Annotated in this window: 19 protein-coding genes; 10 read left to right on the top strand and 9 right to left on the bottom strand. The window is 34.7% G+C overall.

The window, feature by feature from the left end; translation table 11 throughout:
* Positions 1-9: 9 nt before the first annotated feature.
* Positions 10-1,464 carry an MBOAT family O-acyltransferase gene (locus BUR19_RS06025; protein ID WP_074233973.1) on the bottom strand — a complete coding sequence of 485 codons (1,455 nt, stop codon included), beginning with the start codon at positions 1,462-1,464 and terminating at the stop codon, positions 10-12.
* 360 nt (positions 1,465-1,824) lie between these two features.
* Here BUR19_RS06025 and BUR19_RS06020 point away from each other — a divergent pair, with 360 nt between their 5' ends.
* From BUR19_RS06020 to BUR19_RS06010, 3 genes are all read left to right on the top strand, one after another.
* A complete protein-coding gene (locus BUR19_RS06020) occupies positions 1,825-2,457 on the top strand; it encodes a peroxiredoxin (protein WP_074233972.1) in 633 nt (210 codons plus the stop codon).
* A gap of 89 nt (positions 2,458-2,546) precedes the next feature.
* The gene (locus BUR19_RS06015) at positions 2,547-2,858 is read left to right on the top strand and encodes a thioredoxin family protein (RefSeq protein WP_074233971.1); all 312 of its coding nucleotides are present in this window, start codon (positions 2,547-2,549) and stop codon (positions 2,856-2,858) included.
* A 54-nt stretch (positions 2,859-2,912) separates the two neighbouring features.
* Complete coding sequence (locus BUR19_RS06010) at positions 2,913-3,161, top strand: DUF6952 family protein (RefSeq protein WP_074233970.1); 249 nt, start codon at positions 2,913-2,915, stop codon at positions 3,159-3,161.
* A gap of 157 nt (positions 3,162-3,318) precedes the next feature.
* Here the strand turns inward: BUR19_RS06010 and BUR19_RS06005 are convergent, their stop codons facing one another.
* The 7 genes from BUR19_RS06005 to BUR19_RS05980 form a co-directional block, all read right to left on the bottom strand.
* Positions 3,319-5,064 carry a CocE/NonD family hydrolase gene (locus tag BUR19_RS06005; RefSeq protein WP_074233969.1) on the bottom strand — a complete coding sequence of 582 codons (1,746 nt, stop codon included), beginning with the start codon at positions 5,062-5,064 and terminating at the stop codon, positions 3,319-3,321.
* 161 nt (positions 5,065-5,225) lie between these two features.
* On the bottom strand, positions 5,226-5,723 hold the full coding sequence (locus BUR19_RS06000) for a hypothetical protein (protein WP_074233968.1): 498 nt from the start codon (positions 5,721-5,723) through the stop codon (positions 5,226-5,228).
* Between the two features lie 120 nt (positions 5,724-5,843).
* Complete coding sequence (locus BUR19_RS05995) at positions 5,844-6,263, bottom strand: CPBP family intramembrane glutamic endopeptidase (protein ID WP_175565873.1); 420 nt, start codon at positions 6,261-6,263, stop codon at positions 5,844-5,846.
* Positions 6,264-6,329: 66 nt separating this feature from the next.
* The gene (locus BUR19_RS05990) at positions 6,330-6,551 is read right to left on the bottom strand and encodes a hypothetical protein (RefSeq protein ID WP_074233966.1); all 222 of its coding nucleotides are present in this window, start codon (positions 6,549-6,551) and stop codon (positions 6,330-6,332) included.
* 68 nt (positions 6,552-6,619) lie between these two features.
* Positions 6,620-6,964, bottom strand: a complete 345-nt coding sequence (locus BUR19_RS19050; protein ID WP_221407770.1) for a cyclic nucleotide-binding domain-containing protein — start codon at positions 6,962-6,964, stop codon at positions 6,620-6,622.
* A complete protein-coding gene (locus BUR19_RS19045) occupies positions 6,961-7,200 on the bottom strand; it encodes a hypothetical protein (protein ID WP_221407769.1) in 240 nt (79 codons plus the stop codon). Before BUR19_RS19045 ends, BUR19_RS19050 begins: the two co-directional genes overlap by 4 nt.
* Positions 7,201-7,326: 126 nt before the next feature.
* Entirely contained in the window at positions 7,327-8,157 is an 831-nt protein-coding gene (locus BUR19_RS05980) for a GLPGLI family protein (RefSeq protein WP_074233965.1), read from the bottom strand.
* Positions 8,158-8,319: 162 nt separating this feature from the next.
* Between BUR19_RS05980 and BUR19_RS05975 the strand changes: the two genes are divergently transcribed.
* The 7 genes from BUR19_RS05975 to BUR19_RS05950 all read left to right on the top strand — a co-directional run bounded on the left by BUR19_RS05975 (position 8,320) and on the right by BUR19_RS05950 (position 12,875).
* Entirely contained in the window at positions 8,320-8,916 is a 597-nt protein-coding gene (locus tag BUR19_RS05975) for a TetR/AcrR family transcriptional regulator (RefSeq protein WP_074233964.1), read from the top strand.
* Between the two features lie 65 nt (positions 8,917-8,981).
* On the top strand, positions 8,982-10,385 hold the full coding sequence (lpdA, locus tag BUR19_RS05970; protein ID WP_074233963.1) for a dihydrolipoyl dehydrogenase: 1,404 nt from the start codon (positions 8,982-8,984) through the stop codon (positions 10,383-10,385).
* A 29-nt stretch (positions 10,386-10,414) separates the two neighbouring features.
* Complete coding sequence (locus tag BUR19_RS05965; RefSeq protein WP_074233962.1) at positions 10,415-10,849, top strand: GNAT family N-acetyltransferase; 435 nt, start codon at positions 10,415-10,417, stop codon at positions 10,847-10,849.
* Between the two features lie 51 nt (positions 10,850-10,900).
* Positions 10,901-11,218, top strand: a complete 318-nt coding sequence (locus BUR19_RS05960; protein ID WP_245799029.1) for a VOC family protein — start codon at positions 10,901-10,903, stop codon at positions 11,216-11,218.
* On the top strand, positions 11,219-11,356 hold the full coding sequence (locus BUR19_RS19120; RefSeq protein WP_245799028.1) for a hypothetical protein: 138 nt from the start codon (positions 11,219-11,221) through the stop codon (positions 11,354-11,356).
* A gap of 9 nt (positions 11,357-11,365) precedes the next feature.
* Positions 11,366-12,187: a class I SAM-dependent methyltransferase gene (locus BUR19_RS05955; RefSeq protein WP_074233961.1), complete on the top strand. Its 822-nt coding sequence runs from the start codon at positions 11,366-11,368 to the stop codon at positions 12,185-12,187.
* Between the two features lie 40 nt (positions 12,188-12,227).
* Entirely contained in the window at positions 12,228-12,875 is a 648-nt protein-coding gene (locus BUR19_RS05950) for a hypothetical protein (protein WP_074233960.1), read from the top strand.
* Positions 12,876-12,885: 10 nt separating this feature from the next.
* Here the strand turns inward: BUR19_RS05950 and BUR19_RS05945 are convergent, their stop codons facing one another.
* Positions 12,886-14,049 (bottom strand): serine hydrolase domain-containing protein, encoded by a 1,164-nt coding sequence (locus BUR19_RS05945; RefSeq protein WP_074233959.1) that lies wholly within the window; start codon positions 14,047-14,049, stop codon positions 12,886-12,888.
* Between the last annotated feature and the right edge of the window lie 68 nt (positions 14,050-14,117).

Below are 14,117 nucleotides of genomic sequence, written 5' to 3'. Positions count from 1 at the left end.
AAAATATTTTTAAAATTGAAAATAGATGAATTCCACTGTCTCACCGAAATTACCGTAAAAATAAATTGACAGTAAAACTAATATATAGATGATCCATCGCAATGTTTTCGATTTTATAATTTTAAGTCTTTCCAAAGCGTATTTATTTTCTCTCCCCCGCCATTCAGTTATTATAAAAATAATTAATAAAACTATTATAGTTTTTGAATTCTCAATTCCATCAAATTTTGGAATATCAAAAACTGATAACGAAAAAATTCCCAAGATATAGTTGACGGCCTGTCCAAGATTTTCTGAACGGAAAAATATCCAAGCAAAAACTGTTAAACCAAATGTTAAAATCATTTGAATAAACTCTTTTATTGTGGGTAATAATCTTCCTTCAGCAACAGTTTTTATATTATTTCTGTTGGTTTTCATAATAATAGATGGCATAATAAATAAAGCGTTCAAAAAGCCCCAAACAATAAATGTCCAATTGGCACCGTGCCAAAATCCACTTATAATAAATATGATTAATGTATTGCGAATTCGCATCCAATCTCCCCCTTTGCTTCCTCCCAAAGGAATATATATGTAATCTTTGAACCAAGATGATAGTGAGATATGCCAACGTCTCCAGAATTCTGCAATATCTCTTGAAAAATATGGAAAAGCAAAATTCTGTAATAGTTCTATCCCAAATAAACGTGCTGTTCCTAATGCAATATCCGAATAACCGGAAAAATCTCCATAAATCTGAAAAGTAAAAAATATAGCTCCTAAAATTAAGGAACTTCCATTCATATCTGCATAATTGTTGAAAATCTCATTAGCATAAATAGCACAATTATCTGCAATAACAATCTTTTTAAATAATCCCCAGAGTATTTGCCGTAAGCCATCTATGGCTTGGAAATAATCAAAACTTCTTTGTTTTTTTATTTGGGGAAGTAGATGTGTAGCACGTTCAATTGGACCTGCAACCAACAACGGAAAAAAACTTACAAATACTGCATAATTTATAAAACTCTTTTCTGCCTTAATTCTATTTTTATAAATATCAATTATATAAGAAAGTCCGTGAAATGTATAAAATGAAATTCCTACTGGCAATATTATATTAATCATCAAGGGACTTACAGTCCATCCCAAATTTGACATAATGTCAGCAAAAGATTCTGCGAAAAAGTTATAATATTTAAAGATACCAAGGAAACCAAGATTTATAATAACACTCAACCAAAACCATCTTTTTTTCTGTTTTTGATTTTCAGAAGTCTGCATTTTAAGTCCTGTTAAATAATCTAGCAATGTAGAAAACAGTAAAAGAAACAGAAAACGCCAATCCCAACAAGCATAGAAGAAATAGCTGGAAATAAGCAATAATTTATTTTGAATTTTCAGATTTCTTTTAGTGAAAAACCAGTAAAGTATAAATACAATAGGTAAAAAAATTGCAAAATTAATTGAATTAAAAAGCATTATGGGTTTAAATTAGTTTCAATTTTAAGCAAGGTAATTTTAGCAATGCTTTATCTAATGCGAAAATATAAAAATTAAAAAACAATTTAAATTTTATTCTTATTTGAAAAATTATAGATATCTGATTTTGCTCATTCAAAAAGTTAATTATCTGTTTGAAATTTGATAGAGAATTGTAAATCAGAATGCTTTATTTATTATCTAAATTAAAATTTTTGGTATCGAAAACATATAATAACACTGTTAGTTTTGACGCTTTCAGTTCAATAGATTTTATAAATCAAAAATAAATTTATCATTCACAAAATCTTTGTAATTTCGCACTATCAAATTTTAAACAACAATTTAAACTTAAATATTATGTCATTAGTAGGTAAATTATTCCCAAATGTTGCGATTGATGCAATGAGCGAAATGGGTGACGATCTTAAGATCAATGTTTTTGAAGAAGCTTTAAACAATCAGCAAAAAGTTATTTTGTTCTGGTATCCAAAAGATTTCACTTTTGTTTGCCCTACAGAATTGCACGCGTTTCAGGAAGCTTTACCAGAATTTCAAAAAAGAAATACAATCGTAATTGGTGCTTCTTGTGACACAAACGAGGTTCACTTCGCTTGGTTGAACACGCCAAAAGACAATGGTGGAATCGAAGGTGTAACTTATCCAATCCTTGCTGATACGCACAGACAATTGGCAAACATCCTTGGGATTGTAGACCAAGATTTGGATTACGATGAAGAAGGAAACGAGGTTTACACAGGTTCCAACGTAACTTACAGAGCAACTTATTTGATTGACGAGACTGGAAAAGTTTTCCACGAATCTGTAAACGATATGCCTCTTGGAAGAAACGTGAAAGAATATCTTCGTCTAATTGATGCTTATGCTCACGTTCAAAAGCATGGAGAAGTTTGTCCTGCAAACTGGGAAGAAGGTAAAGAAGCGATGAACGCTAACAGAACTGGCGTAGCAGAATACTTCAGCAAGAATTAATATAACAATATAAAAGAATGTAACAGTTTAACAATGAACCGAATAATTGGTCAATTGATATACTGTTACATTGCTAAATTTTTAAAATTATGTACATAGAACTTACTGGAGATACATTACAGCAAATCATTCAGGAGAATGACAAAGTAATGGTTCAATACGGCGCGACTTGGTGTGGGAACTGCAGAATTATGAAGCCAAAGTTCAAAAAACTGGCTGCGGAAAACGAAGATATCCCTTTCTATTATGTGGATGCAGAAAAGTTGCCTGAAAGTAGAAAATTAGCAACAGTTGATAATCTACCGACTTTTGCAGCGTTTGAAGGTGGTACTTTGAAAAATCAGGTTCAGACCAATCAGGCTGAAAGTCTTAACAATCTTTTCAGCGAATTAAAAGATTAAAAATTAAGAAATTTCTTAATCTCTAAATCTTATAGAATTTCTAAATTTATTAAAATGAAATTACCAATCATAAGGCAGTTTTATCAGAATCAAACACCAGAAAATCTGGAGACGACTTTGGAAGTTTTAGAAAGCTTCTGCGAGTTCCGAAATGTTTCTGAAGAAGATATGAATGTTGCCGGCGAACTCATTACGAACATTTGCGGAGCCTTAGAAGTTCACGCTAATGTCAATAACGGAATGAGCGAAAAGGACGCATTGAATTCATTTGCTCAAAAAGTTATGGGTTCTATCGACAAATAAAAGTTAACTTTTATATAATTAAAAAGGCCTTAGAAATTTCTAAGGCCTTTTTAATTATATAAAACTAATATTAGCCTATTAATAGAATAATACGAAAAAAATCTATTTTTTTTCTTTATACAAGTAAATTTTCTCAATCAACTTACAGTATGTTTTCTCATTTCAAAACAGGAATCTCAACAAAACTATCGTTAAACCACTGGATGATCAAAGGTTCTTTTGCATCGGCAATGGTTTCGGTGGTTACTAATTTTCCGCTTCCGTAGTTCAGTTCTGAAAAAGCGTTTTTATTGACATTCAGTACAATGACTAGCTGGCTTCCTTTCTGCAGTTGTTTACTAACTAGATGTGTATTTTCAAATGTGACGGTTTCTTTTTTGCCAGGGGTCAGCAATTGTCTTTTAGTAATGTCTTTGGCATAGCTTGCACGACCGATATAGTAGGAAATATGAAAATATTTTCCTTCGGGAGTGAGTTCGTAAAGAGTTAGTCCAAGATCTACGTCTTTTTTGTTAATGCTCAGTTTTATATTTCCGAGAAATGATCCGTTCACCAACATAGCATCCAAAGGTTCACTTATAAAAACATAACCGTTACCAGCTAAACTTTCCCTAATAATGGGATCGGGATAATAATCATTATTGCTAATTGTACGGTCTGCAAAATCTACTTTTTGAACCAAATATTTATTGGGTTCGGGTTTATTTGGGCTCAACAAATACTCCTTCTCACTGACTTTAGAAGAACTTAGATAAAATTTCAAGTAACTGTTATGCATAGCCTCCAGTGAAGCTGCACTTCGCCATTCATCTGTTCCCATAACCTGATAATTGATTTTATCTTTCAGAAAAGCTGGTTTTCCAGCACCTTTCAAAATATAATCCAGCCATTGATAGGTGTAATCTTTGATCGGGAACAAAGCATTTTTACTCACTGCATATCCGTTAATCACTTCCTGCCCTCCCATCTGTGTTCCAAAATGACCATAAGGACCGATCACCAGATAAGCTGGTGTCTTAGGGCTGTATTTATTGAGCTCACGCAGATAATAAATTCCTGAATTTTGGGAATCATTATAGTAACCATCAAATGCTAAGACAGGAATATTAATTCTGGCAAAATCTTCCTTATATGGAGCCATATCTTGCCAATAAGAATCAAAGGCAGGATGACTTATCCAACGCTGAAAAAGTCGGTTTGGTGTTCCATCAATACTATCCATTTTATGATAGGCAACTCCGGTTTCCCACCATTTGAACATCATATCCCGGAATCTTTTTCGGTCATCTCCCGTTTTGTTATCCAGATATTTATTGTTTCCTATGTAGAAAGACCATTCATAATTAGGATTGATAAAAATGTTATTTTCCATAGGAAGTCCCATTCCTGGGCGGTTGGCAACATAAGGGACAATTGTTTTCAGTGCAGGATGAAGATTTTTAGCTGCCGCCCACTGTGTAAAGCCATTGTAGCTTCCTCCGTACATTCCTATTTTACCATTGCACCACGGCTGTTTGCTGATCCAGTCAATAACATCATAAGCATCTTTTCCATCGGTTTCATAAGGATAGATCTCGGACTGGCTGAAGCGCTTCCCTCTTGTATAAGCCATAACACCAACATACCCTCTGTCTGCAGCTTCTTTAAGCGATTGCATATCGCGTCCTTTATCACGTACATAGATTGTAAACTGTAATACGGCAGGTCGGGAAACATTGTCGTTCTTTTTACGTACAACCATTACAGAAATCTCCGCTTCATCTCTTGTCCGGATCATCACGCTATCCTGAATGCTGTATATGCCTTCCTTATCCTGTTGGCTGGCCCATAATGTTTGTTGAGCCTGGGCTAATGGCGCAAGCAGAAAATTCAATAGAATGAGAATTACTTTATGTACTTTCATAAAGCTATTTAAACAATTATAATTAATAATGTTCTTTATAAACATATGGAATGAATTTTATAATTAAGACAATCGTCACTTCAGGATTATTACATTTTTGATTTTTTATGATCTTATAATATCGGTTTGAGTGTGTACGTATTTGCTTGATCTAAATTCAGTTACTTTTTATTTATTAATTCAATTGTATAATTTAATTCCACATCTTGCTTACTAATCCAATTTTCGAATGTAATTGCTGTTTCGTGATCTGGTATTGTGCCGTGGCCGAAGTTTTTATTCAGGTCAACTGCGTTGGTGTAAAGATAAGCCTTATATTTTTCCGGCAGCTCAATTCCAGTGTGGAGGCACCCGATCTTAGCAAATAAAGGTTTCAGCTTCCTATAATATTGCAGCTGGGTCAAAGAATCCTGAATGCTCTGTCGAGTGGAATCAATCAAAAATCCAAATTCTTCCTTATCCGTATATCTGTAGAATCCGGGATGTTTTTTGCTGATTTCATCCATTAATCCCGATGTCCATTGACGTAAACTATCTACCGGATATTTCTGGTCAGATTCCTTTGTCTGCCCAAAGAAGTTTAGCGTTGAACTTATCCATATTATAATTATTAATACCGGTTTAATAATGTAATTTCCTTGTTTTGATAGATGTATCATTGTTTATCTATTAATTAATTGTAAAATCCTCTTATTTTTCGGTTGATATTTACTTATAAATGTGTCGTTATTAAAACAGAAGTATTTATTTCCCTGTCTTTTCGAGAGAATTATAGAAAATCATAAATATATAATCCAAATCACCAATAAGATGACAATTAAGATCAATTCCGTCTGATGAAGACCATTTCTGAAAAAATTATTCCGCGAATGAAATCCGGCTACAGCCAGTAATGAATAGGTATTATTATATACTTTGCCGATTCCCCACGTACCTAAAAACAAGACACCAAGAAAAATCATATTGGAATCTGTGAATTCAAAATTCAGATGCCAGATAAACCATAAAACAGTGATAATGATGATGCTTTGAAGTTTCGGCAGATTTTTCAATTGTTCCTGTAAAAATCCACGCCAACCGATCTCTTCCAATAAACCATACACCAAAACTGTGAAAAGAAGCATAAAAGGAAATTGTCCCTGTTGAATATAGCTGACTTTTCCAATGAGAACGACCGGAACAATGCAGAAAACAAACAAAGGCAGAAATAAGTTTCGGTAATTTCCTTTCAGGGAAAACTTTAAGGGAACATTAAACAATTTAAACTAAACAAAAGCACCGATAGCGGGGCCAATCCCTCGGAGTGAAATTTTTATAAATTCGTTGTCGGTAAAATCAAACAGATGGGTTTTCACCGCCAAAAAGCGAAACAGAATGGCAATAGCATAAAAAACGACAATGCTCCCAAGTCGTTTTCTTTCTTTCTTTCTTTCTTTCTTTCTTTCTTTCTTTCTTTCTTTCTTTCTTTCTTTCTTTCTTTCTTTCATGTTTTTTTGAATTAGATCATCCAAAATTAATTATATGAAATATAAATCCACTTGACGATGGGTAAGTTTTACTTCCCGGTAACTCTTTTTATGAGGCGGATAAGACTTTCCGCAGTTAATCCCAGGTAAGAAGCGATAATTTTGAGAGGTGTACGCTGGAAAATTTCAGGACGCTGATTGATGAGGTTGAGATAACATTCCTCCGGACTCAGTGTCAGAAGATTGATCTGATCCTGTTGTTTTCGCAGGAACAATATTTCGGGGATTGCTTTACCAATCCTTAATCCTGTCTCATTCCGGGAATAGAGTTCATTGAGGTCTGGATAGCTGATCGACCATAATATACATTCTTCTAATGCTTGTGTTTTAATGCCTGAAGGTTGCTGTTTGAGGAAAGAAAAATAATCGCTCATAAAACTGTTTTCATACAACAAGTTGATGCAGATGTCTTTTTTCCGTTCCAAACGAATAAACCTACAGAACCTTTGGCTACAATATTCAAATATTTTTCTACGCCCTGATAGCCTTTTATGACCTCATTTTTCTGAAATTCTCTGACCATTATTTTTTCCGAAAAGCGCTCCCAGATATTGGTTTCAGCGTTATAGAATGGAGAAAAAACCTTTTGAATTTCTTGTGGTGTGGGCATTGATAAAATTTACTTAGTTAAACATTTCAAACAATTTATGGATCATTTCATGTATTAGCGAGATCAGCATTTCATCATAATTACAAATCTCATTAATAAAATTATAAAAAGATGATTATCAAGTAATTAATTATATCTTATGGCTTTATCAACTTCAATAGGATTATTATATTTTCTTATAATGGTCTGCAGGTTCTTTACCTGGGCATTCAGTTCTTCGATATTGCTGATCTGTTTACCTCCTATATTAATATTCAGATTAGAGCTATTTTTCAAATTGGTTCTTTCAAAAGAAAAAGGATCGTTGTAAAAATCCATCAATAATTTTTTCTTTTGTTTTTCATTGATAACAACAGCCTTATTTCCAAAATTCGATTCCAGAAAATCATCTGTTGCAAAATTTTCTGAAAAGTTCTGATTTTTAACAAGCTTATAGATAAAGTTGCTCTTATCATCCTGAATTTCAAAAATTAAACCCGGTAACCCACGAAATTTATAAGGTCCTTCATTAAAAGGAATATCCTTATTGAACCAAGCAATCCAATGCCGTCCTCCAAAATAAGCTGTCGCCTTCTGAAGATTATAATCATTATATTTTTTGGTTTCATTTTCAATTTTCCAATTGATGATATCAGTCGTTTTATAAGAATAATAGCCGAATTTGATATTAATGAAATTTTCGTTTTCATAATAACCGTTATTTCTTTTGACAATCTGACCGGTCATATCAACATGCTTATTATCCATGTTGCCAAATTTTTTATTTAAAGAATCCGCGATCAAAAGATTTCTTCCATAGAATTTGGTTTCGTTTTTATTGATATCCAGTATCATATAAAATTTCTGATGCTCATTTTCAGTAGAGTCCATTTTTAATTGTAATTCATAAATATACCTATGTGTTTGAGCCTGAAAATGACTTCCGATAAATAAGCAAAATAATATTATTGTTTTCATACTACTGGATATTTCAAATCAAATATAATTATTTATAGAACGTAGAATAAAGAAAAAAATTCATTTGCACGTCCAAACTTGTAACCTGTTTATTTATTCAATAAAAAAAGACCGATTGTTCTATTTTTTATTTAACTTTGTCACGGATAAGAATTATTGCTAATGAAAACTCAAAAATCCGAAAATACCAAGCAGCTGATCATCGAAAAAACTTCGACCGTTTTTAACGTGAAAGGTTACGCAGGTACATCCATAAATGATGTAATGAGCGCCACCGGACTTTCAAAAGGTTGTATCTATGGTAATTTTGAGAATAAGGATGAGATTGCTTTAAGCGTATTCGACTACAATTTTGGCAAGGTAACACAGCATATGAAAGAACGTATTTTAGCAACTGAAAATTCTATCGAAAGATTGCTGGTTTATCCCCACACGTACAAAAACTATTTCAGATATCCGTATTTACATGCAGGCTGCCCAATTTTAAATACTGCTACTGAAGCTGATGATACTCATCCGGCACTCCAGAAACGTGTACAAAAAGTCCTGGACTTTTGGAAAACATCTATCGAAAATCAAATCAAACGCGGGATAAATAGAAATGAAATAAAAGCAGATACCAATCCGACCGAAATTGCAGTAGTAATGATCTCGATGATCGAAGGTGCGTTTATGCAGGCAAAGGTCAACAACCATATGAAAGAGCTTAATATAGCGATGTCTTTTTTAGAGAAAATGATCAGAAATTTGAAAGCATAATTTTTTTGCTTGTAAAAAGACCGATCGGTTTATTTTTTTGACAATTAAAATATTTAAACAATACAATGGAAACATTTGATATTACCGTAATAGGGTCAGGTCCCGGCGGATATGTAGCTGCTATCAGAAGCGCTCAGTTAGGATATAAAACGGCCATTATTGAAAAGTATAATACTTTGGGCGGCACTTGTACCAATGTAGGTTGCATTCCTACCAAAGCGTTGCTGGACAGCACCCATCATTATTCAGATGCACTCAGCAGTTTCGAGGCACACGGCATTGAATATTCGAATCTCAGGTTGAATGTTGAACAGCTTTTTAAGCGAAAAAGCGAAGTAGTGACCAAAAACACACAAGGTCTGGATTTCCTGATGAGAAAAAATAAGATTACGGTTTTCCACGGCTCAGGTTCTTTTGTTAATAATGAAACTTTGAAAATTGTACACGATGATCATACTGAAACTGTTATTAATTCAGATAAGTTTATTATTGCTACAGGATCGAAACCGTCCACAATTCCGGGCATTACTATCGACAAAAAGAGGATCATCACTTCTACCGAAGCTTTGGAATTGAAGGAAAAGCCAGAGAGCATCATAATTATTGGCGGCGGCGTAATCGGTGTGGAAATGGCTTCCATATTCAACAGGATCGGAACCAAAGTAACTATCTTAGAATACGCTGATAATCTTATTGCTACGATGGATAGTGAATTAGGAAAAGCCTTATCGAAGATATTAACTAAAGAAGGTGTGGAAATCAAACTTCAGCAAGCCGTTTACAAAGCTGAAAATCTTGGCAACACCGCTAAGGTGTATTTCAAAAATAAGCAAGGAGAAGAACAAGAGCTAACCGCTGATTATATTCTGGTGGCTGTCGGCAGAAAACCTTACGTAGCCGGTCTGGGCTTGGAAAATACTACTGTGGAATTGAATAGCAATGCTACGGTGAAGGTCAATGAATTGCTTCAGACAACAGCTCCAAACATTTATGCGATTGGAGATGTCGTTGGTGGCGCAATGCTGGCTCACAAAGCAGAGGAAGAAGCAGTATTTGTAGTGGAAAGAATCAATGGTCAGAAACCTCATATCAATTATGACCGTATCCCTTCGGTAGTGTACACCTGGCCGGAAGTGGCTTCTGTAGGCGCCACCGAGGAGCAATTAAAGAAACAGGGAGTGGAATATAATATCGGTAAATTTCCGTTTGCCGTGAATGCCCGAGCCCGAGCGGGAATGGAAACGGAAGGTTTTGTAAAGGTTCTTTCCGACCCTAAATATGGCGAACTTTTAGGAGTGCATATTATCGGCGCACGGGCTGCAGATTTGATTGCACAGGCTGTTGTAGGACTGGAATATGAAGTAACCGCGAATGATATGGCTACAATGAGTTATGCCCACCCAACCTATTCCGAGGTAATGAAAGAGGCTTATACAATAGCATCAGGAAAACCATCACTGAATATTTAATATATTTATAGCTATTATTTTTTAGAATTATGTCAACACAAATCAGGCTCGCAACCCTAGAAGATTATCCAAGAATTATGGAAATTTGGGAATCTGCGGTTAAAGCTACTCACGGCTTTCTTGCCGAAGAAGATTTCATTTATTTCAAAGAAGTAATCCCAAAAGATTATCTGCCCAATCTCGAAGTATACCTTTTTATACTGCAAAACCAACCGGTAGCATTTGCATCAGTATCAGAAGGAAGCTTAGAAATGCTGTTTGTTCACAATGACTACCGTGGTAAAGGTTATGGAAAGGGTTTAATTCAATTTATGGATGAGACGAAAGGCATAAAAAAGGTTGACGTCAATGAGCAAAATTATCTGGCCGTTGGATTTTACGAAAATTTAGGGTTCAGAAAAGCAGGAAGATCAGAAAAAGATGGCTCTGGTAAAGATTATCCGATTATTCATATGGTAAGATGAAATTGCCGTCATTATCACAATACTATAATTATTAAAAATAAATTATAAAAAATGATTGAAGGATTATATGAGACACACATTCAAGTAAGCAACTTGGAAAACGCAGTTCAATTCTATACTCAAATATTGGGACTTGAGTTTGCACACTATGATGAAACCAGGCCAATTGCGTTTCTTTGGATCGGAGAAACTAAAGAGGCAATGCTCGGACTTTGGGAACAACAGGTTAATCTCCAGACAAGACATTTTGCATTCAGCTGTTCCAAAGATTTTATTTTAAAAGATGCAAATACATTTTTAGAGAAAAACGGATTAAAAGCCTATAATTTCCTTAAAAATGGCAGCAATGAACCAATGGTTTTTGCATGAATGCCTGCACTTGCCCTTTATTTTAACGATCCAGACGGAAACCAACTGGAGTTTATCCATATTCTGAACGGCAAAAGTCAGCCAGAACTTGGTGTACTCAGCTACGAAGAATGGCAAAAAATCAATTCACCTCAGTAAATAAATAATATGAATTCAGAAGACAACTATTTGGAAATAAACAGGGAATCTTGGAATACCAGAACAGAAGCTCACATCAATTCTGACTTTTATAATCTGGATGCTTTTTTGAAGGGGAAAAGTTCTTTAAAAGATATAGAGCTTAATTTACTTGGAGATTTAACAGGTAAATCTGTATTGCATTTACAATGCCATTTTGGACAGGACAGTATCTCTTTAAGTCGCCTGGGAGCGGACGTAGTCGGCGTTGACCTTTCGGATGTAGCAATAGATCGTGCACGGGAACTGGCAAAACAGAGTAATGTTTCAACAACTTTTATCTGCAGCGATGTTTATGATCTGTCCAATCATCTGGATCGTCAGTTTGATATTGTCTTTACCAGTTATGGGACCATCGGCTGGCTTCCGGATCTGGATCGGTGGGCAAAGATCATTTCGAAATTCCTGAAACCCGGCGGTAGATTTGTTTTTGTAGAATTTCATCCAGTTGTCTGGATGTTTGATTCGACGTTTAAAAAGATTGAATACAGATATTTTAATTCCGGAGCCATTATAGAAACTGAAAAAGGAACTTATGCAGATAAAAATGCGGAATTTGAAGTCAAATCAATTGGCTGGAACCACGGCCTAGCTGAAGTAATAGGTAGTTTGATGCAAAATGGTTTAGAAATAAACTCCATTGAAGAATTTGATTATTCGCCATACAATAATTTCAATAATTCAATTGAATTTGAACCTGGTAAGTTCAGAATTGCTCATCTGGGAGACAAAATCCCTATGGTGTATGCGTTGACAGCCTCAAAAAAGCATCTTGTAGATACGGAACAATAAATCTGATGTTGTCTCTAAATTAAAATTAAGTTCAAATTATATGTTTCTTAGGTTAATAATTCTTTATCTGTTATTTCTTCCACTTGCTATTAATGCTCAAAATAGTACTCAAACAAAGTATGTATTTTTTTTGCATAATAAATTTTTGGAAGAGCATCCGTTAAATGCATCTCATCCTAAATACGGACCAGCGGCATATACAGCTATTTTAGAAAAACTTCAATCCACAAATTCTGTCATATTATCTGAAAAAAGAAAACCCGGCACTGATCCTAAGATGTATGCAAAAAAGATAATCATTAAAATTGACAGCTTACATAGCTATGGAGTTCCTTATGCCCATATTTCAATTGTTGGAACATCTCAAGGAGGTTATATAGCTCAATATATCTCCTATTATGCCAAAAATCCAGATTTGAAATTTGTTTTTATTGGCTCAAGCTTTAAAAATGATTCGATGAATAAAGATCGAAAGTTCAGGCTCTACGGTAAGATTTTATCGATTAATGAAAAAACCGATGTCGGCGCTGAACCATTATCAAGTCAACATAGATTTAAAAATTCTGGTTTAAAATCTTTTAAAGAAATTACCCTCAACACAGGTCTGGAACACGGTTTTCTGTTCAAGGCATTAGATGAGTGGATAATGCCTGCCAAAACATGGATCAATAGTAATAAAAATCTATGATGAATCACTTCTACTTCGGATTCGGATCCAGATGTCCCAGCCATTTTAATGGTGAATAAGTATCCCCGATACAGAGCTTTAAAATCTGTGCATTATTTTTTTCAAAATTCTCACTATTGCTTAGGATGATTACAGCCGTTCCACTTTCCGGAAAAGCAACAGCATAATTCTGATTGGCTTCACCATGACCTGTATGGAAAAAGGCTCTAACAAAAGGTGAATCAAAAATTCCTACTCCCAACCCCCACGCAAGGTTAATAGCATCATTATCTATAGTCATACTATCTTTCAATGGTCCGAACCCCCTCTTACTCTTGACTTTAATTTGCGGTTTAAGCATCTCAAGATAACTTTTACTGGTTATGCCCTTCTTTTTCATCAGGTTGATCATAAAATTGGCATAATCATTGGCAGTAGTAGACATTGATCCGGCCGCTCTGCTGCTTTCTCGCCTTTCAGAACCATATTTTTTGCCATCTTTGAAGTAGGCATTGGAAAAATTGGTTTCAAATCTATCTTCCCAGATCATGCTTGTATATCTCATCCTGAGTGGTTCAAAAACTTCTTCCCTTGCAATATCTTCAAGTTTCTTTCCTGTATATTCCTCTATTATAAATCCCAATAGATTAATCCCTTCATTGGAATAATAGAACTTTTCACCGGGCTTGGCAATGAGATTGACTTTATTACCATACAAGTGCCGAAGAACCGGCAGTCCGGAACTATGACTTAAAAGCATTCTGGGTGTAATCTGATTGAAAGATTCAGGATCGTCTGCCAGGTCTTTCCATTTCGGGTACTCTCCTATCGGTTTTTTAAGATACTTATAAACTGGTTGATCGAGGCTGAATATACCTTTGTCTACAAATCGGATAAAAATATATGCACTCACTGGTTTGGTGAGTGAGGCTGCGTACATTATTGTACTGTCATTCAGCTTCTTTTTGCTTTCAATATCCTTATAACCGAAACTAGATGAATAGACTATTTTGTTGTGGTTGACAATGGCAATCTGCAGACCGGCAATCTTTGCACTATCCACCAAATGTGATAAACGTTGTTGGAGAATCTGAGTATCGATCGTTTTGCCATCAAGGTGTCTGATCTTGATTTTTTTTTGAGCAATTAAAGGTAATATCCAGATTAAGAATAATACGGTGAAAAGTTTTTTCATTAGGAAAATATTTGTGACAAATTTAGCGGCAAATTGCTATAAATCCTCAGGACACTTTCACGACAAGT

This window comes from Epilithonimonas zeae, from assembly GCF_900141765.1.
Classification (GTDB): domain Bacteria; phylum Bacteroidota; class Bacteroidia; order Flavobacteriales; family Weeksellaceae; genus Epilithonimonas; species Epilithonimonas zeae.
Note: the sequence above shows the minus strand (reverse complement) of the source record. Positions and strands in the feature narration are given on the sequence as shown.